This is a genomic window from Flavobacterium sp. Root186, from assembly GCF_001428525.1.
Classification (GTDB): Bacteria; Bacteroidota; Bacteroidia; order Flavobacteriales; family Flavobacteriaceae; genus Flavobacterium.
Genome location: NZ_LMHW01000016.1, coordinates 324,747 through 351,278, shown reverse-complemented (window position 1 = coordinate 351,278; position 26,532 = coordinate 324,747). Strand labels below are relative to the sequence as shown.

Here is a 26,532-nt window from a genome sequence, read left to right as displayed (position 1 = left end):
AATTAAAAATAAGAAAAATCCTTAGTAACAGCTAACTTAAAGCTGTTTTTTTGAAAAAATATTCTAAAAAACGTCTGGTTTTATAAAAAATCTTCAAAAAAGCAATATTTTACAACTAGAGGTTGTTTTTTATTCCGTAAGGAATTTAAGATATTTTCAGATAAAAATCTGATGATTGAAATGAAGTAAAAAATACGATTTTAAACATAAATTTCGATGTTTATTCTTGCTCCAACTCTTTGACTTTTTCATAAACGAGATTACTTTCATAACCTCTTCGGAGAAGGTAATCACAAAATTTTTTTCGCTTTTTTAAATTGTTTTTTTCCTGAATATTATTCCAGCATCTTTCGGACAGATTTTCAAAAGTTTCAATATATTCTTCTGCCGAAATTTCTTTAAGGGCAATTTTAATATTTGTTGAAGATATATTTCTCAGCTTAAGTTCATTTGTAATCCTAATTTTTCCCCAATTTTTAATTCTGTGTTTACCTCTTGCAAAACTGCAGGCAAAACGTGTTTCATTTAAAAAATTGTTCTCAATTAATTGAACGACAATAGAATCAATCTCGTCTGAAGTCATTTTTAAGCTGTAAAGCTTCGAAACAACCTCGTCATGACAGCGCTCTTGATAGGCGCAAAAGCGTTCTAATTTCTGTAAAGCTTCTTTTGGAGTACAAATTGAATTCATGGGTATTTTCTTTCTTTTTAACTATAAATGCTAAAAATAATCATTTCCGTGTTAATTTCTTACATATTTTTTCACTATTTCGCAAAACTCTTTTTGCAAAACCTTGTTTATGTTAAGAATTATAATAATTTTGTCGGTAAATTCTGTTTGTTAAACTGCCCAGTTTCTTAAACGGTTATTAATAAAATTTAAGTTTAAAATTAAGTCTTTCGTTCATAACGAAATTTGAAATTTTTTATTTGAATTTATGCCAAAAACAAATTTAATACCACGCCTACTATGATTCGAAAACTACTTTTGTTTGTTCGTTCTTTATTTTCATTATTCCCTAATTTTTCTAAAGAAAAGTCTTTCACTTTTAGTTTAAGATTAATTTGTTTGGGGATGTTTTTTGTTGTTTCGTTTGCGAATGCTGCAACTTACTATACATCTGTAAACGGTACACCTAGTACTTTAACCAATTGGTGGACAAACACCAATGGAACGGGAGGTAATCCCGCTAATTTTACAACTGCAGGTGATATTTTTATTATACAAAATGGTGATATCATGACTACTACTGCAAGTTGGACAGTAACAGGTACTGTTACTGTCAATAATGGGGGCTCATTATTAGTAACTAACAATGGTGGAACTGTCAACATCAGTTTAGGAAATTTAAATATTAATAGCGGCGGAATTGTTACAATGCAACGTCAATTAACCGTTACAGGAACAACAAATATAAGTGGTACTATAAATTTTGGTTCTACAAATGCTACTTCAAGAGCAATGACATTTACAGGAGGAGTTACTCTTAATAATGGTGCTGTGTGGAATGAAACAACTACAGGAGCTGCGGCTAGCTTTAGTTTTGGAAACAGCCTAACAAATAATGCCACCACATTTACTACTCAAACTCCTACACATACATTTACAGGAACAGGTGTGACATTTAGTGGAACAACAACAACAATAATTCCAAATGTAGCTATAACTGGGACTTATACCAACAATAATGTTTTATCAGTATCAACAGCTTTATCAGGAGCAGGAGGAACATTAACCAATTCATCCGGGAGTACTTTAACAATTGGCGGAACTTCCTCAATTCCCACAATTAATAATGTAGGAACTGCAAACATAAATGGTAGCGGAGCAATTACTACAGCAACTTTTAATAATACAGGAACACTCAACCTTAATGGTTCTGGAACTATCACTTCAATCAATAATAGTGCAGCTTCAAGCCAGTTGAATATTACTTCATCACCTGTACCTACAATTACAACTCTTACAGCAACAGCAGCCAACAATACCGTAAACTACAATGGTACAACACAAACAATAAAAGGAACAACTTATTCAAATTTAATATTGTCAAATTCAGGCACAAAGACATTAGGAGCAGCTACAATCAATACAGGCGCAATAACATTGAATAATGATACTAGTTTAGCGATGTCTACATTTTTATTAACCCTGAGTGGTAATCTGATAAATAACGGAACAGGTACAATAAGTGGAACAACAGGAGGGGTTACAATTTCTGGAACAGCAAGTCAAACTATTGCCGGTTTTACAACAACAGGAACAGTTTTAATGAGTAAAACTGCAAATACTGCTACATTAACAGGGAATATCAATGGTACTGCATTCACAATTAATGGTTCTGGAGGAACACTTAATTTAGGATCTGGAACTCATACTTTCACTGGAAATGTTGCACTAACTAATGGAACTTTAAATGGCGGTTCAAGTACATTAAACGTAAATTCTACCTCTACTACTGCATGGAGCGGAACTGGAACGAATTTTAGTGCTGGTACAAGTACCGTTAATTTTGGTGGAGCTAACCAAACTTTATCTTCAACAAGTACAACATTCTATAATCTTTATTTTACTGGAAGTGGAAATAAAACATTTTCAGCAGCAACAACTATCAACAATATTTTCTCGATAGCTTCAGGCGTTAAAGCAAGTCTGCAAAATTTTGTTCACAATGCTGTTGCTTTAGTTCTTGCAGGTTCAACAAAAACCGCAAGCTCTTATGGAGGTACAACCACAACAGGTGCAAATACAGACACAACCTCTTTTAATACCGGTACAGGAAGGGTTGTTGTTACAACAGATTCTTGTTTGGCTTTCGCGGGCGTTGCGCCAATAACTTATGTTGCGTTAAACAGTTTAATTTCTTCACCTGTTGGAACTACATCATATGAAAATATTCCAGTTGCAACTGCTACAACTATAGTAACCAAAGGAGATTACTATTCATTGGTAATTAAAGGAAATACAAATGGAGACTATAACATGTATTATACTGCATTCTTTGATTGGAATGGAGATGGAGATTTTGTAGATCCAGATGAAGGACCAATATCTGTTGGAACAATCAGAAACTCTTCAGGAGCCGATGACAAAGCAACTTCTGTTTATTTTCGAATTCCTCTAGCAGCTACCGGAACGAATGTAGCCATGCGTATTATTGGTCTACGTGGAAATACTCCTAACTCAACTCCTTGTACAGTAAATACAGGAATAGGTCAAGTTAAAGATTACATCATTACACTTCAAGCAGGATGTACAGGAACTCTTTCTGCTGTAAGTACAAATTCAACCGCATCTACTGTTTGCCCTAATATGCCTTTTACACTTTCATTAGCAAATACATATGGCGAAGGCACTACTTATTTATGGCAGACTGGACCAACAAGCACTGGACCATGGACAGGTGCCGCTACACCATCTATACCATTTTACAATAATGATTTCTCAACAGATCAAGCTGTTAATACAACTGTGGATGAAGCAAGTGTAAGAAGTATTGATACTCAAATTACAGGCGGAGAACTAGTCTTAACTACAATTGCTCCAGATGGACATAATGGAGGTTTTTTTATAGACAAAGCTAATACAGACAATATCAATCCATTTACCGCTACTTTTAAATATAAAATTGAGGGTGGAGGTACTACAGGCGCTGATGGTTTAAGTTTAAGTTATGGTCCCGGCTTTGCTGCCAATGAAGGTGGAGGTGAAGGCGGAGAAGGTTCTGGACTTAGAGTGCAATTTGACACTTATGACAATGAGGATGTTGCGACAGGAAGCCGCGTAAGAATTATCTACAATAATACTTCGGTTTTTAATGCTGGAATCAACGACCCAATTAATTTAAGAACTGCTACTTACAAAGATGTTATATTATATGTAGATACAGACGGATATTTATCTCTTGCAATTCAAAACGGTGCGGGAATGACTACAATTGTTTCTAAACTTTTATTGCCAAATTATTCAACTACAGATAAATCTACATGGAAATTTAAATTTTCTGCACGTACGGGAGGTTTAAAAGATATACATAGCATAGATGATCTTGTTATTACTTTTTTAGATTCTGCTAATTCAAAATCTAAATTTACAACATCACAAACTACTAAAACATATTATCGTGCTGTAGTAACTTGTGGTTCATCTTCTGTAAACTCAACTCCGGTTTTTGTTGATATGAGTTCAGCAGTTATTACAACTCAGCCAACTATACCCCTAGCGGTATGTTCTGGTGCTGGTGTACGTACAATTTCTGTTGCTGCAACTGGATTAAGTTTAAATTATACATGGAAAAAAGATGGTGTTGATCTTGTTGAAGGCGGAGTAATTTCTGGACAAGGAACAAATACGCTTACATTAACTAATCCAACAGCAGCGAATGCAGGAAACTATACAGTAGTTGTTACTGGTGCATGTTCTTCTAGTGTTACTTCAAATGCAGTTGCACTTACGGTAAATGCTTTACCAACTCCAAGTTTTATTACACCTCCAAGCTCTCCGGTTTGTGCGGAAAGTGATGTTACTTACACAACAGAAGCTAGTCAGTCAAATTACATATGGACTGTTCCTGGAACCGCGGGCATAGACTACACCATTACAGGAGGAGGAATTGGTACTACAAGCAATAGCGTTACATTAAGATGGTCTACAGCAGGAAACAAAATGGTATCTATTAATTACACAAACTCAAACGGCTGTACTGCAACATCAGCTACATCATCTACAATTACTGTAAACGCATTACCTATAATTACAACACATCCCCAGCCAATTGCGGTATGTGAAGGTAAAAATCATATATTTACTGTAGTTACTTCTGCAGCAACTCCAAATTACCAATGGCAGTACTCGCCAGATAATGCAACCTGGACAAATACAGATTTAGAAACAGGTGTAACTGGGCATACAACTGCATCATTAAATGTTACAAATACTCCATTATCATATTCTGGATATTATGTTCATTGTGTTATTACAGTTGGAACATGTTCAATTACTTCAAATTCTGCTTTATTAACCGTAAATCCTACGCCTACTGCACCAGCTGCATCTGTAACAACTCAACCAACATGTTCTGTAGCTACAGCAACTATTACAGTTTCAAGCCCAGCACCGGCTGCAGGAATTACGTATAGTATTGATGGATCAACTTATACTAACACGACAGGTGTGTTTTCTGGATTGACAGACGGACCTTACAATGTTACTACTAAAAACAGTTCAGGATGTGAGTCTCCAATTACAATTGTAACTGTTAATCCTTATGTTAGTAAAACATGGAATGGAAGCGCAAGTACAAATTGGAATACCGCAGGAAACTGGACTCCAAATGGAGTTCCTACAGTTGATGATTGTGTAGTTATTCCAGATTTAACTTCTATTACAAACAAACCAGAAATAACAGGAACTAATACTGTTTTTCAGGGACATACACTTAATCTAAACAATAACAGTTCGCTTACTGTAAAAAGTACCAACACTTTAACTATTACCAATGCAGTAACAGTTAACACAGGAAGTACTTTAACTTTTGAAAATAATGCGAGTTTAGTACAAATCAATAATGCAGTTAACTCAGGAAATATTACTTATAATAGAAATACTTCACTAGTGCGTCGTTATGACTACACTTATTGGTCAATTTTTGAAAATAATGCGAGTTTAGTACAAATCAATAATGCAGTTAACTCAGGAAATATTACTTATAATAGAAATACTTCACTAGTGCGTCGTTATGACTACACTTATTGGTCAACACCTATTACAGCAACACCTGGTTTTACCCTTCATGATTTATCACCAACCACACTGGCTGACAAATATCAAATATTTAATTCAGCTGCAWCAGCATGGGTGGTAGATTATAATGGAGCTTCAGTTATGACRCCGGGACAAGGATATCTTGTAAGAGCACCTCAGGAGTTTGAYATTAATACTACGGCTGTTTAYCCGGCTACATTTACAGGGGTTCCAAACAATGGAGATATCACATTTACTCCTGTTGCAACAAAATGGAATTTAATAGGAAACCCATATCCGTCAGCTATCAATGCCAATAAATTGATCAATGATACAGGAACTGGAGCCTTATATTTCTGGACACACAATTCACCTCCAAACGGAAGCGTGATTGGAGACGCAAAATACAATTACACAGCGGCAGATTATGCTGTATATACCTTAACGGGAAGTATTGTAACAACAAGCGGTGCGGCGGCTCCAACAGGAAGCATTGCTGCAGGACAGGCATTTTTCTTTAAAGCCAGCACAGGAAGCAATATTGTCTTTACAAACGGCATGAGAATTCCCGGTGATAACANCAACAGGAAGCATTGCTGCAGGACAGGCATTTTTCTTTAAAGCCAGCACAGGAAGCAATATTGTCTTTACAAACGGCATGAGAATTCCCGGTGATAACATGCAGTTCTTTAAAACTTCACAAGCAGCCGGTGAAACAAACCGTTTATGGCTGAACTTTACAAATGCCGAAGGTGCTTTTAAACAAGCTTTAATTGGTTATGTAGACGGAGCCACAAACAGCTGGGATCAGAATTACGATGCAGCCACCCTTAACGGAAATACTTATGTAGATTTCNTTTAAACAAGCTTTAATTGGTTATGTAGACGGAGCCACAAACAGCTGGGATCAGAATTACGATGCAGCCACCCTTAACGGAAATACTTATGTAGATTTCTAYAGTATCAGCGATGCTAAAAAATTAACTGTTCAGGGACGTGCACTGCCTTTTGAAGATACTGATTTAATTCCGCTTGGATATAAAACAGCCGTTGCAGGAGAGTTTACAATTGCCATAGACCATACAGATGGATTACTGAACAATCAGGCAGTTTATCTGGAAGATAAAACAGCCGGCACTATTTATGACCTGAAAGCCGGAAACTATAAATTTACTACTGCAATAGGGACTTTTACAGATCGTTTTGTGCTTCGTTATACAAATAAAACATTAGGAACCGGAGATTTTGAAAATGTAAAAGACGGCCTTTTGGTATCTGTAAAAGACAAAGTAATCAAAGTCACTTCTTCTAAAGAAAATATCAAAGAAGTCTCTGTATTNGATTTTGAAAATGTAAAAGACGGCCTTTTGGTATCTGTAAAAGACAAAGTAATCAAAGTCACTTCTTCTAAAGAAAATATCAAAGAAGTCTCTGTATTTGATATTACCGGAAAACTTTTATACAATAAAAAGAAAGTGGGAACGACAGAATTGTCAATCTCAAATCTGCAGGCCGCTGATCAGGTTTTACTTGTAAAAGTTACTCTTGAAAACAAAGCTGAAGTAACCATGTTGCTTTTTGTGGTATTTAAACAAGCATTAAATATTATTTGGCAGATAAAAATNAGAAAGTGGGAACGACAGAATTGTCAATCTCAAATCTGCAGGCCGCTGATCAGGTTTTACTTGTAAAAGTTACTCTTGAAAACAAAGCTGAAGTAACCAAAAAGATTATCTTTAAATAAAAAAAACTTCTTCTAATAAAAAAATCCATTCCGCAAAACGGAATGGATTTTTTGTTTTTTAAATAAGTAAAAATCACTAAAAGTGGGTATTGCAATATTTCATAAAGTCAATTAATTTCGGATAATTCTTACAATTATTAATTTGCTATTTTACGATTTTGATAAAAAATATACTTTGCATCCTATTTCTTATTTTTTTACCTTCTACAAACATCCTTATTGCTCAACAAGGAAAATTGGATAACACTTTTAATACAATTGATGACGGTTCAAAAGGGGATGGATTTAACGCGATTGTCCGAACTCTTTTTTTGCAGCCAGATAATAACCTAATTGTTGGAGGTGATTATTCAAGTTTAAATGGAATTCCTTCTTCCTTCTTAACCCGTTTACAACCTGATGGAACAATAGACGAAGGTTTTGATACAGGAACTGGTTTTAACGGTAAAGTTTATTGTTCTAATGTTCAGTCCGATGGTAAAATACTGGTTGGAGGAAATTTTACAGCTTATAATGGAAAAAATGCAGGAAGGCTCGTTCGTTTAAACAATGATGGTTCATACGATTCATCTTTTAACACCGAAGTTGCAGCTGCTTCAGGAACAGGATTTGTTTATGACATTAGTTTACAATCAGACGGAAAAATTATAATTGTTGGTAGTTTCACAAAATATAACAATACAACAGTAAACAGAATCGCACGAATTTTGCCAAACGGTTCATTAGATACTTCATTTATAACTGGTAAAGGATCTTCCTTACTCATAACAAAAGCTCATGTTTTGCCCAATGGTAAAATTTTAGTAGTGGGTAATTTTACATCCTTTAATGAAGTTAGCTCTAATAGAATTGTCAGGTTGAATTCGGATGGAACTGTCGATAGAGATTTCAATATTGGAACTGGTTTTGATGAGAATGTAAATGCCATTGAAGTCCAGTCAGATGGCAAGATACTCTTAGGAGGAAGTTTTACATCATACAATGAAATTACTGCCAATAGAATAGTGCGTCTTAATCAGGATGGCACGCGTGATTTTAGTTTTCTTGGATCTGGTTTTAACAACGGAGCAGTTGAAATTATCAAAATAGATAATGCTGGCAATATTATGACTGGCGGAACTTTTACCAGCCATTATGATGGGGTAAATGTTAACCGGGTTGTTTTTCTGAACTCAGATGGAACTGTAAAACCTGATTTTGACATGGGTAGCGGACCTGCATCTACTGTTTGGACACTTGCTAATGACTCAGAAGGATCATGGTTTATTGGAGGATCATTTTCTGTTTTTGACGGACAAAATCAGGGAAGATTGGCAAAAGTTAATTTTGAAGGGGAACCTGATACCGGTTATTTAGCTTCTGGGATTGGTTTTGATAATTCTGTTTTAAAGATAATTTCATTAGAGAATAAAAAAACTGTAGTATTAGGGAACTTTACCAAATTTAATAATAATCCAGCTTTTAGAATTGCAAGAATCTTAGAAGATGGAGCCTTTGATCCCGATTTTAATACAGGAAAAACCGGTGCAAATAGTTTAATAAAAACTGCTGTTCTCCAATTAGACGGGAAAATTATTCTGGGTGGAAATTTCACCAAATATAATGACCAGTCTTGTAATAGGATTATTCGAATTTTTCCAGATGGATCAATAGATGATACATTCAATAGCGGTTCAGGATTCAATAGTCAAATTTATGCTATGGCATTACAATCTGATAACAAAATTATTATAGCAGGAAATTTTACACGCTATAATGGTGATCTTTCAAGAATCAGAATTGTAAGACTACTGCCTGATGGCTCTAATGACCCAACTTTTAATGCAGGTCTTAGTGCAGATGCCATAATAGAGGATATTCTTATTCAGCCAGATGGGAAAATTTTACTAGGAGGGAGATTTACAACTTTTAATAATCAGCAATACCATCATTTGGTTCGATTAAATGCAGATGGAAGCATCGATACAAGTTTCAATATTGGAGATGGTTTTGATAAAAATGTATACGCAATAGCATTACAATCAGACGGAAAAATAATTGTTGGCGGTTCTTTTTTAACATATAATAAAAGTTCGCAAAAACGTATTCTTCGCCTAAATTCGAATGGAAGTTTAGATACTACTTTTGATTCTGGAATCGGTTTTAACAAAGGAGATGTCCGCGCAATTTTGGTACAGCCGGATGATCGTATTTTAGTTGGCGGAACCTTTTCAGGAACTTATAAAAGTTTCACTTCCTTGAGATTAATCAGATTACAAAAAACAGGAGATTTTGATAATACTTTTAATGCGCCAGTTAATAACAAAATTTTTACCTTAAGCATTACATCAGACTTTAGACTTTTAATTGGAGGAAATTTTAATTCTGTTTCAGGGTTTTCCAAGCATAGAATTTCCCGATTAAAACTTTGTCTTGAATCAACAGTTTGGGATGGTCGTTCTTGGTCAAACGGTTATCCATCCGGAGGAAAGGAAGTATTTTTTAAAGAAGATTTTCTAAATTTAAATTCTTCCAATGTTTGCAGCTGCAGCATTCAAGAAGGAAAAACAGTAACACTTTTAAACAGTAATGCTTTAGGAATTGAATTTGCATATTCAGGATTAGGAACATTAGTTTTAGAAGATTCAGCCAGTTTATACCAATCTGATGATGATATGATAAATTCTGGAATTATTCAGATGAAAAGAAAAACAAATCCTGTCGTAAAGTTTGATTATACATTTTGGTCTTCACCAGTTGATAATCAAAAATTATATGATCTTTCACCTCACACATTATCTGATAAATACCTGTCATACAATTCTGCATTGCCGGGTTGGAAAATTGAAGAGCCTTCAAATTATATGTCTTTAGGAAAAGGATATTCTATAAGATCTCCCCAGGAATTCTCTCAGTTTGAACGATCGATATACGAAGGGGCTTTTATCGGAATTCCAAATAATGGAACGTTTGAAGTTGATTTACAAGAAAACAATAGGTTTTATTTAATTGGAAATCCGTATCCATCGGCAATTGATGCGGACAAATTTTTAAGCAAAAATGAATTTAAAACCAAAGGCGCACTTTACTTCTGGACGCATAATACACCAATAACAAATTTAGAATACACATCAGACGATTACGCCGTTTATAATTTAGTTGGCGGAGTGGGTACAAAAGCTATTTCTAATGGTATTAATGAAACAATTCCCGATGGTAAAATAGCTTCAGGGCAAGGGTTTTTTGTTAAAAGCAATCAGTTAGGTATTTTGGAATTCAATAATAGTATGCGAATTTCCGGCACAAACAATAAATTTTTTAAACCTGTAAAAAGAGAAACTAAGAAAGAAGCAATTAAACATAGATTATGGCTGAATCTTAAAAATGACAGTGGAGCATTTAAACAAATTTTAATTGGATACCTGCCAGGCGCAACAGATTCTTACGATCTAAATTATGATGCTGAAACTTTAAACGGAAACCAGTTTGTTGATTTTTATAGCATTAATGAAAGCAAAAAACTAACGATTCAGGGAAGAGCATTGCCTTTTCAAGAATCAGATGAAATTAATTTGGGGTTTAAAACTGTAATTTCTGGAAAATTTACCATTCAAATAGATCATACAGATGGCGACTTAAGTCATCAGAAGGTTTATTTAGAAGATAAACTCCTAAATAACACCTCAGATCTAACACAAAAAGATTATACATTCAATAGCGAAACAGGATTATTTACAGATAGGTTTGTGCTTCATTTTAGGGATGAAAAATTAAATACTGCCAATTTTGAGAAAGCTGAAAAACAACTATTTATTTCTGCAAAGGGTAAAATTATCAATATAAAATCAATCAAAGGAAATCTAAAAAGTGTTTTTCTTTTTGATATCAATGGAAAGTTGCTTTTCGAAAATAAAAAAGTAGACGACTTTGAATTAGTAATATCAAATTTAAGAATTGTTCATCAGGTCTTATTAGTGAAAGTAATTTTAGAAGATGATTTTTCTACAACAAAAAAGATTGTTTTCTAAAATAGAATTTTTAATAATATAGATAATCCGCCAACATGTATATGTAAGGCTTATTTTTGTTTTTAATAGTTTTTTATTAATATAAACAACACTTAATCAATGTTTTGTAGTAATTAACGCAACCTACACAATTTTTAAATTATCAGGTTAAAACTGTTAAAGATAGAATATTTAACATCTTCCTTCTGTGTCTTACGTAAAAAAAATCGTACCTTGTTATGACAGTCATTCGATGAACATAACGTAAAAGCCGTTAATATACATTTTCAAACCCCTTAAACAAAATGTAATTTATTTTTATCTGCCAAATAATATTTAATGCTTGTTTAAATACCACAAAAAGCAACATTTACTAATATTCTTTGCTTTTTGGTTTCAAATCATTTTTTGAAATCAATATTATTTTTTGAGGTATTTAGAAATTAAAATTAAGTCAGATTCTATCTGACTGGAAAGTCTTTTTTTTTTAATTAAAAAATAGTGCGATGAAAAAAAAATTACCAAGCTTCCTAATCTTACCTCATTTTTTTATTCGTTGTTTTTCTTTATCCAATGAATACCAAGAAAAATTTTTATCAAAAAAAATTAAGTTCTCGCTCTTATTTTTATTTTTTTGTTTTTCCTTATGGGCACAGCCCCCACATACATTAACATCTAATGGAACAATAGTAGTTCCCGCCGGTGTTACGGTAATGGATGTACAGGCTTGGGGCGGCGGCGGTGCCGGTGGTGGTGCCGGCGGCTCTGGTTTGCTTGAAGGACGAAGCGGAGGCGGAGGCGGAGGTGGTGCCTATGCCCGAAGCAATATCAATGTAACTGCCAGTAATACTTTAAATATTGTAGTTGCAGGTACAACAACAGGTACAACAACAAATGGTACCGCTGGTGGACATTCAACCATTACGGGTTTTGAAACAACAATATATGCTGCAGGTGGAGCAGGAGGTTTGGCTAACAATGCAGGCGGTGCACCTGCCGGAGGTGCTGGTGGATCTACAGCAGCTTCTTTTGGTACTACAAAAGCTGCTGGTGAAGCAGGAGGTGTTGGAGGAAATGTTTTAGCAGCGCTTTTATTGAGTTCCGGAAAAGGAGGAAATGGAGCAAGTCCGGGAGGAGGAGCCGGAGGAGCATCGGTGCCAAGTTTAGTCCTTGGAACAGCAGTTGGAAATGGTGGTACTGCCCCAGGAGGAGGAGGTAGTGGTTCAATGAGCTCTGCTCTTGCTGCCGCTCAGCCCGGAGGAGCAGGTGCACGTGGTCAGGTTATAGTAACCTATACTTGCCCTACTTATACTATTACAGGAATTTCAGCAGTAAATGTTTGTAGTAATCTTGGAACTACTTCAGTTGTAACATTGACATCATCTGCCGCGTCTTTACCAACAGGAACCTATACAGTGACATACAGTCGAAGTATTCCAAGTGCGACAGGACTTACAGCAACAATGACTGTGACTAATGCCGGAACGGGAACATTTACTGCAGTAGGTTTAAACACCATTGGAACAAGTGATATTACTGTTACTAATTTAACATCCGGAGTTTGCTCTTCCGCTATATCTACTTCAAATGTTACAACAGTTACAATTTTTGCTCCATCAGCTGGTGGAACTGTTACAGGAGGAACAACAATTTGCGCAGGTGCAACAAGTGCTGCTCTATCTTTAGGAGGACAAACAGGTACGGTTCAAAAATGGCAATATTCTGTAAATCCTTTTTCAACCTGGACTGATATTATGAATACAACAAATACTTATACTTCAGGATCACTCAGTGAAACAACTCAATTTAGAGCTGTTGTTCAAAATGGAGTTTGTACAGTTGCAAATTCTGTAGCAACAACAGTAACGGTAAATCCACTGCCACAAGGAAATTTAACGGCTAATGGTACATTTTGTGCAACTGGAGCTGGGCTATTGACATTTACTGCCACAGCAGGAACTGGACCATACACAGTAGTTTATAAAGAAAATGGCGGAGCAGACCGTACCGCATTAGGAGTTGTAAGCGGAACACCGTTTGCGACATTTACTACTCCGGTTACAGCAACAACAACTTATACTTTAGTATCAGTTACCGGGGCAAATACTTGTTCGAGAAGTTCTGGTTTTACAGGAAGTTCAACAACAATAACTGTAAATCCACTACCTCAGGGAAGTTTAACAGCTAATGGCCCATTTTGTGCAACAGGCTCTGGACTGTTAACTTTTACAGCTGCTGCAGGAGCGGGACCATATACAATTGTTTACAAAGAAAACGGTGGGGCAGACCGAACCGCAACAGGTGTTGTAAGCGGAACGCCATTCGCCACATTTACGACTCCCGTTACAGCAACAACAACTTATACTTTAGTTTCGGTGACCGGAGCGAATACTTGTATTCGAAGCTCAGGTTTTACAGGAGGTTTAGCAGCAATAACAATTAATCCAATTCCGACACCAACATTTACAGTGCAGCCAGCAGCTTCTGTATGTGTGAATACAGATGTTACTTATACAACACAAGCAGGAGAATCAAATTACCTTTGGAATGTTCCGGGAGTACTTAATACGGATTATATTATTACTTCAGGCGGAATATCTACAGCTAGTAATTCTGTAACACTACAGTGGCTGACGATAGGAAATAAGACGGTAACTGTAGGTTATTCTTCAATAGGATGTGCCTCAAATACAAGTGCAAGCAATACTACAACAGTAACTAAAACAGAACGAGGAGCAGTACATGGAGGAAATCACATTTGCAGCGGAGATGCTAGTCCATTATTAACTTTGACTGACTATACGGGAACAATTGTGAGATGGGAATATGCCGAAGCTATACCTTATGTATGGCAGTCTTTTGCGAACACGTCAAATACGTATCAGCCGGGTGTATTAACAACTAGTACCAGCTATAGAGCAGTAGTTAAAAATGGAACTTGCCCGGAAGAATTTGCTATAGAAACAAGAATTGATGTTGAACCAAAACCATCTACGCCGGTATTTGCAATTATTACACAACCAACTTGTGTTAACCCAACCGGAAGTGTACATTTGAGTGGCTTACTAGCATCACCAAATTGGACAATTACACAAAACGGAACAGTTTTTCAAACCTATACTTCATCAGGAACTAGTTATACAATAACAAATTTGACTCCCGGAAATTATACTTTTACGATACACGATATAAATATTTGCCCTTCTTTACCAACTATTAATCTTGAAATAAAAGTTCCAGTTACCAATATTTGGAACGGTACAAACTGGTCTACTGGAAGTCCGCCAATTGTTACAGAAGCAGTTAGGTTTTCAGGTAATTATTCTACAACTGGTGATTTGAGCGGCTGCTCTTGTGTTGTCGATCCGGGCGCTAATGTTACAGTAAATTCTAATCATACCTTAACGATTACCAATTCAGTTAACAATAATGGAGGTTTATTGACTTTTGAAAATAATGCCAGTTTAATGCAGGTTAACAATGTAGTAAATACAGGAAACATTATATATAAACGAAATACAGCACCAGTTCGACGATACGATTTTACCTATTGGTCATCTCCAATCGTGCGCACACCAGCATATACATTACATGACTTGTCTCCAAACACACTCGCTGATAAGTATTATAGTTTCAACCCCACTACAGGATGGATAATTAGCTATAACGGAAACTTAGAAATGATTCCCGGTCATGGCTATATTGTAAGGGCACCTCAAAATTTCGATATTAATTCTCCTTCAGTTTATGGATCATTTTTAGAAGGAGTACCTAACAACGGGACAATTTCAGTTCCTTTAATTGCGGCAGAGAAATCTCATTTACTTGGTAATCCGTACCCGTCAGCATTATATGCAGATCAATTTATTTTTGATAATTCTGCCAATTTATATGGGACATTATATTTTTGGACTCATAATTCTTCGCCAAGCAGCTCTGTTCCCGGAGATGCTCAATACAATTACACAGCGGCAGATTATGCAATTTATAATTTAACAGGAAGCACAAATGTTGGAAGTTTGGTTGGGCAAGGGGCAGGAACACCAGGAAATCAAAATGCTCCTTTGGGATATATAGCAGCAGGCCAGGCTTTTTTCGTAAAAGCAAAAACTACTGCAAATGCTGTTTTTACAAATTCAATGAGAGTTCCCGGAAATAATAGCCAGTTTTTTAAAACAGCAGAAAGCAGCAAAGCCAATATTGAAAAACATAGGCTCTGGCTTAATATGACAAATACTCAAGGGCTTTTTAAACAACTGTTAGTAGGATATATAGAAGGAGCAACCAATACTTGGGACAATAATTATGATGGAGTTACTATAAACGGAAATATATATGTAGATTTTTACAGTATTAATGAAGGAAGAAAACTAACGGTTCAGGGGCGGGCTTTACCTTTTCTGGAGTCTGATGTTGTTCCTTTAGGATACAGATCCGGAATTGAAGGAGAATTAACCATAGCAATAGATCATGCAGATGGTGATTTAATAAATCATCCCATTTATTTAGAAGATAAATTGACAAATACAACACATAATCTGCAAGCAGGTTCATACACTTTTAGTACATCAATAGGAACTTTTCTAGACCGGTTTGTTTTAAAATATGCTTCAGCAAGTTTAGGACTTGATGATTTTGAAAATCAGAAAAACAATCTTTTTGTTTCGGTTAAGAATAAAAACATTAAGGTAAATTCAACACATGATTTTATAAAAGAAGTTTCAATTTTTGATATTACAGGAAAATTGATTTACAACAATAGAAAAATTGAAAATACCGAATTGCAGATCCCAAATCTTCAGTCCGGAGATCAGGTTTTGATTGTGAAAGTGACTTTGGAAAACGGAAAAACTGCAACGAGAAAAATTACGTTTCATTAAATTTATAAACTCGAAATAAAAAGCCGGCTGCAAAATTAATTCTGCAGCCGGCTTTTTATTCTTATTAAGCACTCTTTCGAAGGTTTTCATGAGTGTTTTGGATTGCTTTTTCGTTTTTATAGTCAATCCATTTCTGTCCTTTAAATTTTCGCATCATAATATCAAAATGGCGCATAATCAAAACATTGTATGCGGCTTTAGATAAGTTCACGATGTTTTTAGGAAAAGCCCGCAGACTCATTGAAAATCCGGGAGTCAAATATTTCATATAATGCCAATAACCTTCGGGCATATACAACATTTCTCCATGTTTAAGATTAGTGATATAACCTTCAGCATTTTTAAGTGCAGGAAATTTTTCATAATCAGGATTATCAAAATCAATGTCTTCCCTTGAAATCAAAGCATGCGGAACCTTGTACATATACTTTGACTGGTCTGGAGCAAAAATCATACATTGTTTTTCGCCGTGAAAGTGAAAATGCAGAATGTTTGAGTAATCAATATCATAATGCATAAATACTCGGGCATTTTCGCCCCCAAAAAACAACATAGGTAATTGCTTAACAAGTTTTAGTCCAATATCAGGCCATAAAAAATCATTTTTCAACCGAGGCACTTCTTTCATTAAGTTATAAAGAAAAATGCGGTAATTGGTAGGTTTTGATTCTAAAAGATTAATGTAATCGCTCATTTTCATTGTCATATGAGCCTCATTAAAACCTTCTTCATGGTTTACCGGCCGATCATCATATAAAGGAACCGTAATATCACCGGCAATATCATTAATATAGGATAATTTCCATTTTTGATAAGCGGGCCAGTCTTCAGTCAGTTCTTCAACAACAACCGGAATTTGTTTTTTTACATATTGGGAAATAAAATCTTCCTTAGAGATTTTTTTAACCCTTTGGATTTGTTTTAACTTCATTTTTATAAATAAAAAAATTGCTTATAACTCTGTGTCATAAGCAATTTAAAAATATTTATTGAAATTTTTTAACTCTTTTACCTAAATTTTTGATTTGATCGAAGCTTCAACGTTTCTTTCAATTGTATGTCCGGGTCTGGTCCATCTAGGTTTTTCGCCCAAAGAATTGTATTGAGAATCAGCAGCTTCAACTGTTTTTGGCTGTGAAACTTTTATGAAAGGCTTTTGCGGAACCAATCCTAACATTTCAAACATCTTCATGTCTTCGCTAACATCAGGGTTTGGAGTAGTCAATAACTTATCTCCTGCAAAAATGGAATTTGCTCCTGCAAAAAAGCACATTGCCTGACCTTCACGAGTCATATTGGTTCTTCCGGCAGATAAACGAACCTGTGTTTCCGGCATTACAATTCGTGTTGTAGCAACCATACGAATCATTTCCCAGATTTCAACCGGTTTTTCTTCTTCCATCGGAGTTCCTTCAACAGCAACTAAAGCGTTAATAGGAACAGATTCTGGCTGTGGATTTAAAGTCGAAAGTGCCACAAGCATTCCGGCTCTGTCTTCAATACTTTCTCCCATTCCAATAATTCCGCCACTGCAAACCGTAACATTTGTTTTACGAACATTTTCGATAGTTTGTAAACGGTCTTCAAAACCGCGTGTAGAAATTACATCTTTATAGTATTCTTCAGAAGTATCTAAATTATGATTGTAAGCATATAAACCAGCTTCGGCTAAACGCTGTGCCTGATTTTCGGTAAGCATACCTAAAGTACAGCAAACTTCCATATCAAGTTTATTGATGGTACGAACCATTTCTAAAACCTGATCAAACTCTTCACCATCTTTTACGTTTCTCCAGGCAGCTCCCATACAAACGCGGGAAGATCCGCTGGATTTAGCTCTTAAGGCCTGAGCTTTTACATGGCTCACCGTCATCAGGTCATTTCCTTCAACTCCGGTATTATACCTTGCAGCTTGTGGGCAATAACCACAATCTTCAGGACACCCGCCTGTTTTTATTGATAATAAAGTAGAAACCTGAACGACGTTTGGATCGTGTTTTTGTCTGTGAATTGTTGCAGCTTCATAAAGCAAATCCATCAGTGGTTTATTATAGATTGCTATTATTTCGTCCTTTGTCCAATTGTGTTTTGTTATGCTCATGGATACAATTTTTTTTGAAGTTTTAAAAGTAATTAAATTGTAGTAACCAACAACACTGATTGTTGTAATTGAATATTTGTAAGGTCTTTTAAAAAAAGAAGCGCTCAAAAATCATAAAATTATAGGTTTTTATGATTTTTGAGCGCTTAAATGGTTATTTTATTTTGAATAATTAATCGGCAGCATATTTATTGTTCCAGTACAGCATCATCATTAAAGTAACAATTACCGATGAAGCAAGCCCCTCAAAAAGCAGACAAATACAATAAGTTGGCACAGAAGGATTTCCTCCAAACATAAAAGCTTCAGACAATGTTCCTACATAAGCATCTCCTCCTCGTGCATAGCTGTAAATTAATAGCCCTAAAACACTCAGTGATACACCAACAACAGAAGTTGTCATAGCAGATACAGCGTTTGACACAAAACCAGTTTCACCTTCATGAAGATTCATTTGCATGGTTCTGTTTACACCATAAAATATAAAAAATACATTAAGAGTTCTCAGATAAAATAAATCTGCTAAACCTAATAAATTCATCAATAAAAAATAAATGCCAATTCCGAGGAATATTAAAAAACCGTTTGTTATTTCTTTAGGTAATTTCATAGTGGTTATTTTTAAAGAAGTTAATAGTAAACGTTTGGGAAACAGAGTCCTATATCAAATTTACTAAAAAAACAACTACGATGATCTAAAAAAAATATAAAAGTATATTGAGGAGTTTATTGAAGCTTGCTTACAAAATCCAAAGCGTTTTGTTTGTCCTGATTTAATTGGGCTTTCAGCAAATCAATTGAGCCAAACTTTTGTTCTTCGCGAAGATATTGTAATAATGAAACTTCAATTTTTTTGCCATAAATATCAGCATCAAAGTCAAAAAGATTTACTTCAATAGTTTGTTTTTGGCCATTTACAGTTGGATTGAAACCGATGTTCATCATTCCGAAAACTTCTAAATCATCAATCAAAGTTTTTACAACATAAACCCCATTTTTTGGGATTAATTTGTATTCCTCTTCGATTTGAATATTTGCCGTTGGAAAACCAATTGTTCTTCCTAATTGTTTTCCTTTTACAATTTCACCGCTCAAAAAATAGTCGTAGCCCAAATATTCATTGGCTAATTCCATATTTCCTTCATCTAAAGCTTTTCTGATTTTAGTAGAACTAACCGAAACATCTTGTATTTCTTCTGCAGAAATTTGTTCCACTTCAAAACCATATTCAGCACCAAAAGCAATTAAATTATCAATATTGGCAGTTCTGTTTCTTCCAAAACGGTGATCGTGACCAATAATTATTTTTTGAATATGAAATTGATCTACTAAAATAGTGCTGACAAATTCCTCGGCAGTTAATCTTGAGAAACTTTCGTTAAATGGATGAATAACTAAATTTTCAATTCCTGTTGCTTCTAAAAGTTTTGTTTTTTCAGCAATAGTATTAAGAAGTTTTATTTCTGATTTTTCTTGTAAAACCATTCTCGGATGTGGAAAAAATGTAAGTACTAAACTTTCGTATTTCCCATTTTCCGTGTTTTGAGTAATTCTTTCCAGAATTTTTTTATGACCAATATGTACGCCATCAAAAGTACCAAGAGTTAAAATTGTTTTCTTGGTCGAATGGAAATCGTTTATAGAATGAAAGAGCTTCAAAACAAATTATTTAAGATGCTGCAAATTTATACTATCTATTTTAAATTTTGTACTAAGCTTAATTGATTTTTTAGGGATATTGTGTTTCTTTTGTCGAAAAAATCACGGATTCGTCGACTAAAAAACGTTAAATGTCGTTTAGATGTAAGAATTTGATTTAATTCGACTAAATTTGATTTCATAAAAATACCATATCAGCATGAAGAAACAATTACTTTATTTTTTGATTATCTTTTCATTTGTAAAAATTCATGCCCAAAGTGACGACCTGTGGCAAAAGGTTAACTCGGTTTCAATTTCTGGAAAAAAAGCATCAGTATCTGATTCGGAAAAACTGTATTATAAATTAAATACAGAGTCCTTAACAGCAAAATTGGCCCAAACAACTCAAAAATCTTCGATAAGTACGAATGTCGAAATTACGATTCCTAATGCAAAAGGAACTTTAGAAAGATTTCAGGTTTGGGAATCTTCTAATTTTGATCCGGAATTACAGGCAAAATATCCAGAGATTAGAGCCTACGAAGGAAGCGGTTTAGACGACAAATCGGCAAAAATACATTTTAGTCTTTCACCAAGAGGTTTTCAAACCATGCTTTTTAGAGCAGATAAAGCCACTGAATTTATCGAGCAAAATCCAGATAATAAAGCGGAGTATGTTTTATTTTCTTCTAAAGATGCAGCTTCAAAACTAAAGTTAGAATGTAAGACTATATATGCTGTTGTAAATAATAAAGAAGGAAAGACTGCAAAAACAGCATCCAATACGAAAGTTTTTAAAACACTTCGTTTAGCATTGTCCTGTACAGCAGAATATACGGCCTATTTTGGTGGTACAAAAGCGGGAGCCTTAGCAGGAATGAATGCAACATTAACAAGAGTAAATGGCGTTTTAAATAAAGATCTGGCATTGAAACTGGTTTTGATTGCCAACAATGACGCTGTAATTTATACCAATGTTGCAAACCAGCCTTATTCTGATGCTGCAGACGGTGCAGACGGCGCATGGAATCAGGAAGTTCAAACAACGTTGACAAATATAATAGGAAATAATAATTATGATATTGGACATTTATTTGGAGCTTCTGGCGGAGGAGGAAATGCCGGTTGCATAGGTTGTATTTGTTCAAATCCAACAACTGGAGATCCTTTAGCAAAAGGAAGCGCTTTCACTTCTCCTTCTGACGGTAAACCAGAAGGTGATACTTTTGATATCGATTTTGTGATACATGAATTCGGACATCAATTAGGTGCGAATCATACTTTTTCGTATGACTCAGGTGAAAGAACTTCTGTGAATGTTGAGCCGGGAAGTGGTTCTACAATAATGGGATATGCCGGAGTTACTGGCGATTATGATATACAAAACAATTCTGACGACTATTTTGCTTATGCAAGTATTTTGCAGATTCAGAATACGCTTGCCGGAAAAAGCTGCCCGGTTAGCACCAATTTAACCAATAATCCGCCTGTAATTAGTGCAGGAAGTAATTATACGATCCCAATTAGTACACCATTTATTTTAAAAGGAACTGGTTCAGATCCCGAAGGAGATATTATCACGTACACTTGGGAAGAATATGATAATGCTACCACAACATCTGAAGCCAATAGTATTGCATATCCAACAAAACCAGATGGACCTTTGTTCAGATCATTTGCTCCAACAACTTCTCCAGTTCGTTATTTTCCAAGTTTTGATTCGGTATTACAAAATAAATTGACGACAACCTGGGAATCTGTTTCATCTATCGCCAGAACATTAAATTTTACTTTAACAGGTAGAGATAATGCGGCTTTAGGAACAGCTCAGACCAATACAAGTGCAATGAATGTTAATGTGGTTGCGACAGCCGGACCTTTTGCGGTAACATCGCATAATGGCGATAATGTGAGCTGGCAGCAAGGCTCAAGTCAAACTATTACCTGGAGCGTTAACAATACCAATAACCTGCAAGGTTCTTCTTTAGTAAATATCAAACTTTCTACAGACGGTGGATTAACTTTTCCAACAACTTTAGCAGTTAATACACCAAATGATGGTTCAGAAGTTATTGCTCTGCCTGCCAGTATTCCTTCGTCTACAAATTGCAGACTTCTTATTGAACCAACGGCAAATATCTATTATACTTTAAACAGTAAACCTTTTGCTATTGGGTATACAACAACAACAAGCTGTAATACCTATAGTTTTGAAAGTCCTTTTAATATTCTATATTCAACAAGTTATACAACAAAAGCAGTAAGTGTACCAAGTGCAACAGGAACAATTTCGGATGTAAATGTTTTGGTAAACGTTACACACGAACGATTATCAGATCTTGAAATCCAAATCGTGAGTCCACAGGGAACAACAGTTCGTTTGTTTAATAAATCATGTCCAAGTTTAAATTCAACATTGATTCTTAATTTTGATGATTCAGGAAATGCTTTAGATTGCAGCAAAATAACAGAACAAATTGTTATTCCGGTTAATGAATTGCGTGCTTTTAATGGGCAGACACAACAAGGAACATGGACATTTAGAGTTCGTGACGCTGTTTCGGGAATGTTTGGAAAAATAAATTCGGCATCAGTAAATATCTGTACCAAAACATTTACTTTAGGAACAGACGATTTTGAAACTCTTGACTTTGCACTTTATCCAAATCCAAACAAAGGAAGTTTTACAGTTCAATTTGCAAGTGAATCAAATAATGTTCAGGTTTTTGTACACGATATTTTAGGAAAAAGTGTTTTCACAAAAACTTTCGAAGCTTCGGGAGATTTTAATAAAAATATCCAGCTTCCAAATGTTTCCGCAGGAATTTATTTAGTAACTGTTATTGATGGAAACAGAAGAACAGTTAAGAAAATAATAGTCAATTAAATTATTAAATCCCAATATTTTAAATTCCAAATTCCAAGGTTTAATTGGAATTTGGAATTTCTTTTTTATTGAAATTTCCTCCTTAAGAGTTCGCCATCGCCATACACACAATGCTGATTTTTGCTCCCGGAATTTTTAATAATGCTCTGGAACAAGCTTCGAGTGTTGCTCCGGTTGTTAGTACATCATCAACAATTAAAAAATGTTTGTTATAGTTTTCTTCGGTTGAAATTACATCGAAGATATTTTCGATATTCTCAGATCTTCCTAAGAGATTCTTTTTTGATTGTGTTTTAGAATATTTCTTTCGATATAAAACCGAACTATTATAGGGAATTTTCAAACCTTCGGCCAAAGCCTTTCCAAAAGCGGTAACCTGATTGTAACCGCGTTCCTTAAATTTTCGTGGATGTAAAGGAACCGGAATTATGGCATCAAAAGGTGTTTCAAGTTTCAGTTCTTTTAAATCCTCCACATACCAGTTTCCTAAAATAACTCCAATTTCTTCATGACCTTTATATTTCAGGTTATGAATGAGTTCCTGAACAATTCCTTTTTTGTTAAAGTAAATAAAGGCAGAAACATGTTCAACTTCAATTTTGCCATAAAACTTTTTGACGGCTTCGTTATTTGAATCTAAATGATATTGAGTGAGAGGTAGTTCATGACGACAATTCGTGCATAAAACAGTTTCGTTTGTCATTAAAACGGCACGACAGCCAGAGCAAACTTTAGGAAAAAAAAGATCAATTATAAAATTAAACACAAATAGAAAGAATTTAGTTACAAAAATAACCAAATTTAAACTTCAATCTTTTTTATTTTTCTTTTTTTTATAAGTACTTTTTATATTTTTGCATTACTATGGCAAAACAAGAAGATTTATTTAAGAATGTGGTTTCGCACGCAAAAGAGTACGGATTTATTTTTCCGTCAAGCGAAGTTTACGATGGATTGAGTGCAGTGTATGATTATGCACAAAATGGCGTCGAATTAAAAAAGAATATCCGTGAATATTGGTGGAAATCAATGGTTCAGATGAATGAAAATATTGTCGGTCTTGATGCGGCAATATTGATGCATCCAACAACCTGGAAAGCTTCAGGCCATGTTGATGCCTTCAATGATCCGTTAATTGATAATAAAGATTCTAAAAAAAGATATAGAGCTGACGTTTTAGTGGAAGATTATGCTGAAAAGATTAATCTAAAAGCTAAAAAAGAAATCGAAAAAGCAAAAGCTCGTTTTGGTGATGCATTCAACGAACAGGAATTTGTAACTACAAATGCCAGAGTAGTTGAATATTTAGCGAAAGAAAAAGAAATCAGAGAGCGTTTAGGACGTTCTTTAGGAAATGGAGATCTTGAAGATGTAAAAGCTTTAATCGAAGAACTTGAAATTGCTGATCCTGAAACTGGTTCAAGAAACTGGACAGATGTAAAGCAGTTCAACTTAATGTTCGGAACTAAGCTTGGTGCTTCTGCAGAGTCTGCAATGGATTTATATTTGCGTCCGGAAACAGCACAGGGTATTTTTGTAAACTTTTTAAATGTTCAGAAATCAGGTCGTATGAAAGTTCCGTTTGGAATTGCTCAGACAGGAAAAGCATTTAGAAATGAAATTGTGGCAAGACAGTTCATTTTCCGTATGCGTGAATTCGAACAAATGGAAATGCAGTTTTTTGTACGTCCGGGAGAAGAAATGCAATGGTACGAACACTGGAAACAAACCCGTTTAAACTGGCATTTATCTTTAGGGCTAGGAAAAGAGAATTACCGTTTTCATGATCACGAAAAATTAGCGCATTACGCAAATGCAGCTGCAGATATTGAATTCAACTTCCCATTCGGATTTAAAGAATTAGAAGGAATTCACTCTCGTACCGATTTTGACTTAAAAGCACACGAACAATATTCAGGAAGAAAACTGCAATACTTTGATCCTGAGCTAAATGAGAACTATGTGCCATACGTAGTAGAGACGTCAGTTGGTTTGGATCGTATGTTTTTAGCTATTTTTGCAACATCGTTGCAAGAAGAAACTTTAGAAGATGGTTCTGAAAGAACAGTACTAAAACTTCCTGCAGTTTTAGCACCAACAAAGGCAGCAGTATTGCCGTTAATAAAGAGGGATGGTTTACCTGAAGTTTCTAAAAAAATCATTGAAGATTTAAAATGGGATTTCAATGTGGCTTATGATGAAAAAGATGCAGTAGGTCGTCGTTACAGAAGACAAGATGCATTGGGAACACCATTTTGTATTACAGTAGATCATCAAACTCTTGAAGATGAAACGGTAACAATTCGTCATAGAGATACAATGAAACAAGACCGCGTTAAGATATCTGAATTAAGAGGTATTATTGAAAACGAAGTTTCGATGAAAAACTGGTTGATGAAAATGTAATTTTATAATTAACATGATATAAATATCCCAAATTCCTCTGTGGAGTTTGGGATTTTTTTAATTTTAAATCGTGCGTTTCGACGAATATTTTAGCATTTCATCCTTATGTATTAACATAATCGATTAATCTATCAACAATAAAATGTTTAGATAATTGAAATGCTTAAATTTAATTGGGCATTTTCCATACCTAAAATATTTTTTTAAAAGCATTGACGAAACGCTGTCAGGAAGTTATGAAAAATCAATAAAAGTTAAAGTTGAAGAAGTATTCGTATATTATTGTTGACAATGACGCTGAAAGTGTTTTGAAAACCAGAATCGTTGCAGAGGGTTTTTCAGAATTAACTTTTATTGCTTCAGCTACGAATTACCATCAGGGACTTAATTTGGTTTTAGAGCATCGTCCTTCCTTTGTTTTTTTAGAAATTGATCCCGAAGATTCACCAAGTCATTTATCACTTTCTTTTATTGGTGAATTATATCGGTACTTATCAATTATTCCAAAAATCATTGTAACTACTACTAAAAAAGAATTGGCTTTTGAAGCCATTCAATACAGCGTTTTTGATTACATCATAAAACCTTTAACCCATATAGATTTACTAAAAACACTTTTAAAGTTCGAAAAGACCCTTTTAGAGCCCAAAGAGACACGATCTATAGAAACACGATCTGATATTATAACTGCCAATGAAATTCCTGTTTTAAAGCAGGAAATCATTCCTGTCGTAATTGCAGATCAAAATACAAACCAAGAGACTTATAAACCACTTGTAATCTGCATTAAATCGTACGGTGACCATCGTTATATAAATGCAGATGATATTTGTTATTTTCAAGCCGATAATAATTCGACCGATATCTATTTGAATTCAGGCGATATGGTTACTGCATTTAAAACACTGAAACATTTTGAACAGGTTTTAAGCTATCCGTTTATTCGAATTCATAACAGTTATATCATTAATCGCAACTACATTGCACGAATTCATAACGGAAACTCAGTTTGTTATATAAAAAACTCCACGAAAAAGATTCCTTTTTCAAAAACCTACAAAGCAAATGTGGATTTAATCATTGCTGATTTCTCTAAAGGGAATTACCTAGAGATCTAGTAATTAACTGGTTACATAAATTTGGT

Annotated in this window: 12 protein-coding genes and 2 pseudogenes; 8 read left to right on the top strand and 6 right to left on the bottom strand. The window is 34.8% G+C overall.

Annotated elements, in window-relative coordinates; genetic code table 11:
* Nucleotides 1-220: 220 nt before the first annotated feature.
* A complete protein-coding gene (locus tag ASD98_RS22150) occupies nucleotides 221-691 on the bottom strand; it encodes a regulatory protein RecX (protein ID WP_056208952.1) in 471 nt (156 codons plus the stop codon).
* Between the two features lie 279 nt (nucleotides 692-970).
* On the opposite strand from ASD98_RS22150, the pseudogene ASD98_RS24630 reads away from it, so the two are divergent.
* The 5 genes and pseudogenes from ASD98_RS24630 to ASD98_RS23880 form a co-directional block, all read left to right on the top strand.
* Nucleotides 971-6,323: pseudogene (locus ASD98_RS24630) on the top strand (beta strand repeat-containing protein); the annotation flags it as partial.
* Nucleotides 6,324-7,110: 787 nt separating this feature from the next.
* Nucleotides 7,111-7,367: pseudogene (locus ASD98_RS24625) on the top strand (T9SS sorting signal type C domain-containing protein); the annotation flags it as partial.
* A gap of 6 nt (nucleotides 7,368-7,373) precedes the next feature.
* Entirely contained in the window at nucleotides 7,374-7,487 is a 114-nt protein-coding gene (locus ASD98_RS24620) for a T9SS sorting signal type C domain-containing protein (RefSeq protein ID WP_369814800.1), read from the top strand.
* 236 nt (nucleotides 7,488-7,723) lie between these two features.
* Nucleotides 7,724-11,494, top strand: a complete 3,771-nt coding sequence (locus ASD98_RS22130) for a T9SS sorting signal type C domain-containing protein (protein ID WP_242412152.1) — start codon at nucleotides 7,724-7,726, stop codon at nucleotides 11,492-11,494.
* A 485-nt stretch (nucleotides 11,495-11,979) separates the two neighbouring features.
* Complete coding sequence (locus ASD98_RS23880; protein ID WP_056208942.1) at nucleotides 11,980-16,353, top strand: T9SS sorting signal type C domain-containing protein; 4,374 nt, start codon at nucleotides 11,980-11,982, stop codon at nucleotides 16,351-16,353.
* Between the two features lie 64 nt (nucleotides 16,354-16,417).
* On the opposite strand, the gene ASD98_RS22120 is transcribed toward ASD98_RS23880, so the two are convergent.
* The 4 genes from ASD98_RS22120 to ASD98_RS22105 form a co-directional block, all read right to left on the bottom strand.
* Nucleotides 16,418-17,284 (bottom strand): cupin-like domain-containing protein, encoded by an 867-nt coding sequence (locus ASD98_RS22120; protein WP_056208940.1) that lies wholly within the window; start codon nucleotides 17,282-17,284, stop codon nucleotides 16,418-16,420.
* An 81-nt stretch (nucleotides 17,285-17,365) separates the two neighbouring features.
* The gene (gene bioB / locus ASD98_RS22115) at nucleotides 17,366-18,454 is read right to left on the bottom strand and encodes a biotin synthase BioB (protein ID WP_056209001.1); all 1,089 of its coding nucleotides are present in this window, start codon (nucleotides 18,452-18,454) and stop codon (nucleotides 17,366-17,368) included.
* Between the two features lie 172 nt (nucleotides 18,455-18,626).
* The gene (locus tag ASD98_RS22110) at nucleotides 18,627-19,064 is read right to left on the bottom strand and encodes a hypothetical protein (RefSeq protein WP_053473441.1); all 438 of its coding nucleotides are present in this window, start codon (nucleotides 19,062-19,064) and stop codon (nucleotides 18,627-18,629) included.
* A gap of 116 nt (nucleotides 19,065-19,180) precedes the next feature.
* Nucleotides 19,181-20,113, bottom strand: coding sequence for a bifunctional riboflavin kinase/FAD synthetase (locus ASD98_RS22105; RefSeq protein WP_056208938.1), 933 nt, complete (start codon nucleotides 20,111-20,113; stop codon nucleotides 19,181-19,183).
* Between the two features lie 199 nt (nucleotides 20,114-20,312).
* Between ASD98_RS22105 and ASD98_RS22100 the strand changes: the two genes are divergently transcribed.
* Complete coding sequence (locus ASD98_RS22100; protein ID WP_056208935.1) at nucleotides 20,313-22,982, top strand: reprolysin-like metallopeptidase; 2,670 nt, start codon at nucleotides 20,313-20,315, stop codon at nucleotides 22,980-22,982.
* Between the two features lie 82 nt (nucleotides 22,983-23,064).
* Here the strand turns inward: ASD98_RS22100 and ASD98_RS22095 are convergent, their stop codons facing one another.
* Nucleotides 23,065-23,685: a ComF family protein gene (locus tag ASD98_RS22095; protein ID WP_056208934.1), complete on the bottom strand. Its 621-nt coding sequence runs from the start codon at nucleotides 23,683-23,685 to the stop codon at nucleotides 23,065-23,067.
* A 161-nt stretch (nucleotides 23,686-23,846) separates the two neighbouring features.
* Here ASD98_RS22095 and ASD98_RS22090 point away from each other — a divergent pair, with 161 nt between their 5' ends.
* Nucleotides 23,847-25,388, top strand: coding sequence for a glycine--tRNA ligase (locus ASD98_RS22090; protein ID WP_056208932.1), 1,542 nt, complete (start codon nucleotides 23,847-23,849; stop codon nucleotides 25,386-25,388).
* 260 nt (nucleotides 25,389-25,648) lie between these two features.
* Nucleotides 25,649-26,506, top strand: a complete 858-nt coding sequence (locus tag ASD98_RS22085; protein ID WP_056208930.1) for a LytTR family DNA-binding domain-containing protein — start codon at nucleotides 25,649-25,651, stop codon at nucleotides 26,504-26,506.
* The last annotated feature ends 26 nt before the right edge of the window (nucleotides 26,507-26,532 follow it).

What these genes read in the sequence shown, in the direction of transcription:
- ASD98_RS22150 (WP_056208952.1), bottom strand. Translation starts at nt 691, where the DNA reads ATGAATTCAATTTGTACTCCAAAAGAAGCTTTACAGAAATTAGAACGC.
- ASD98_RS23880 (WP_056208942.1), top strand. Translation starts at nt 11,980, where the DNA reads ATGAAAAAAAAATTACCAAGCTTCCTAATCTTACCTCATTTTTTTATT.
- ASD98_RS22120 (WP_056208940.1), bottom strand. Translation starts at nt 17,284, where the DNA reads ATGAAGTTAAAACAAATCCAAAGGGTTAAAAAAATCTCTAAGGAAGAT.
- bioB (WP_056209001.1), bottom strand. Translation starts at nt 18,454, where the DNA reads ATGAGCATAACAAAACACAATTGGACAAAGGACGAAATAATAGCAATC.
- ASD98_RS22110 (WP_053473441.1), bottom strand. Translation starts at nt 19,064, where the DNA reads ATGAAATTACCTAAAGAAATAACAAACGGTTTTTTAATATTCCTCGGA.
- ASD98_RS22100 (WP_056208935.1), top strand. Translation starts at nt 20,313, where the DNA reads ATGAAGAAACAATTACTTTATTTTTTGATTATCTTTTCATTTGTAAAA.
- ASD98_RS22095 (WP_056208934.1), bottom strand. Translation starts at nt 23,685, where the DNA reads ATGACAAACGAAACTGTTTTATGCACGAATTGTCGTCATGAACTACCT.
- ASD98_RS22090 (WP_056208932.1), top strand. Translation starts at nt 23,847, where the DNA reads ATGGCAAAACAAGAAGATTTATTTAAGAATGTGGTTTCGCACGCAAAA.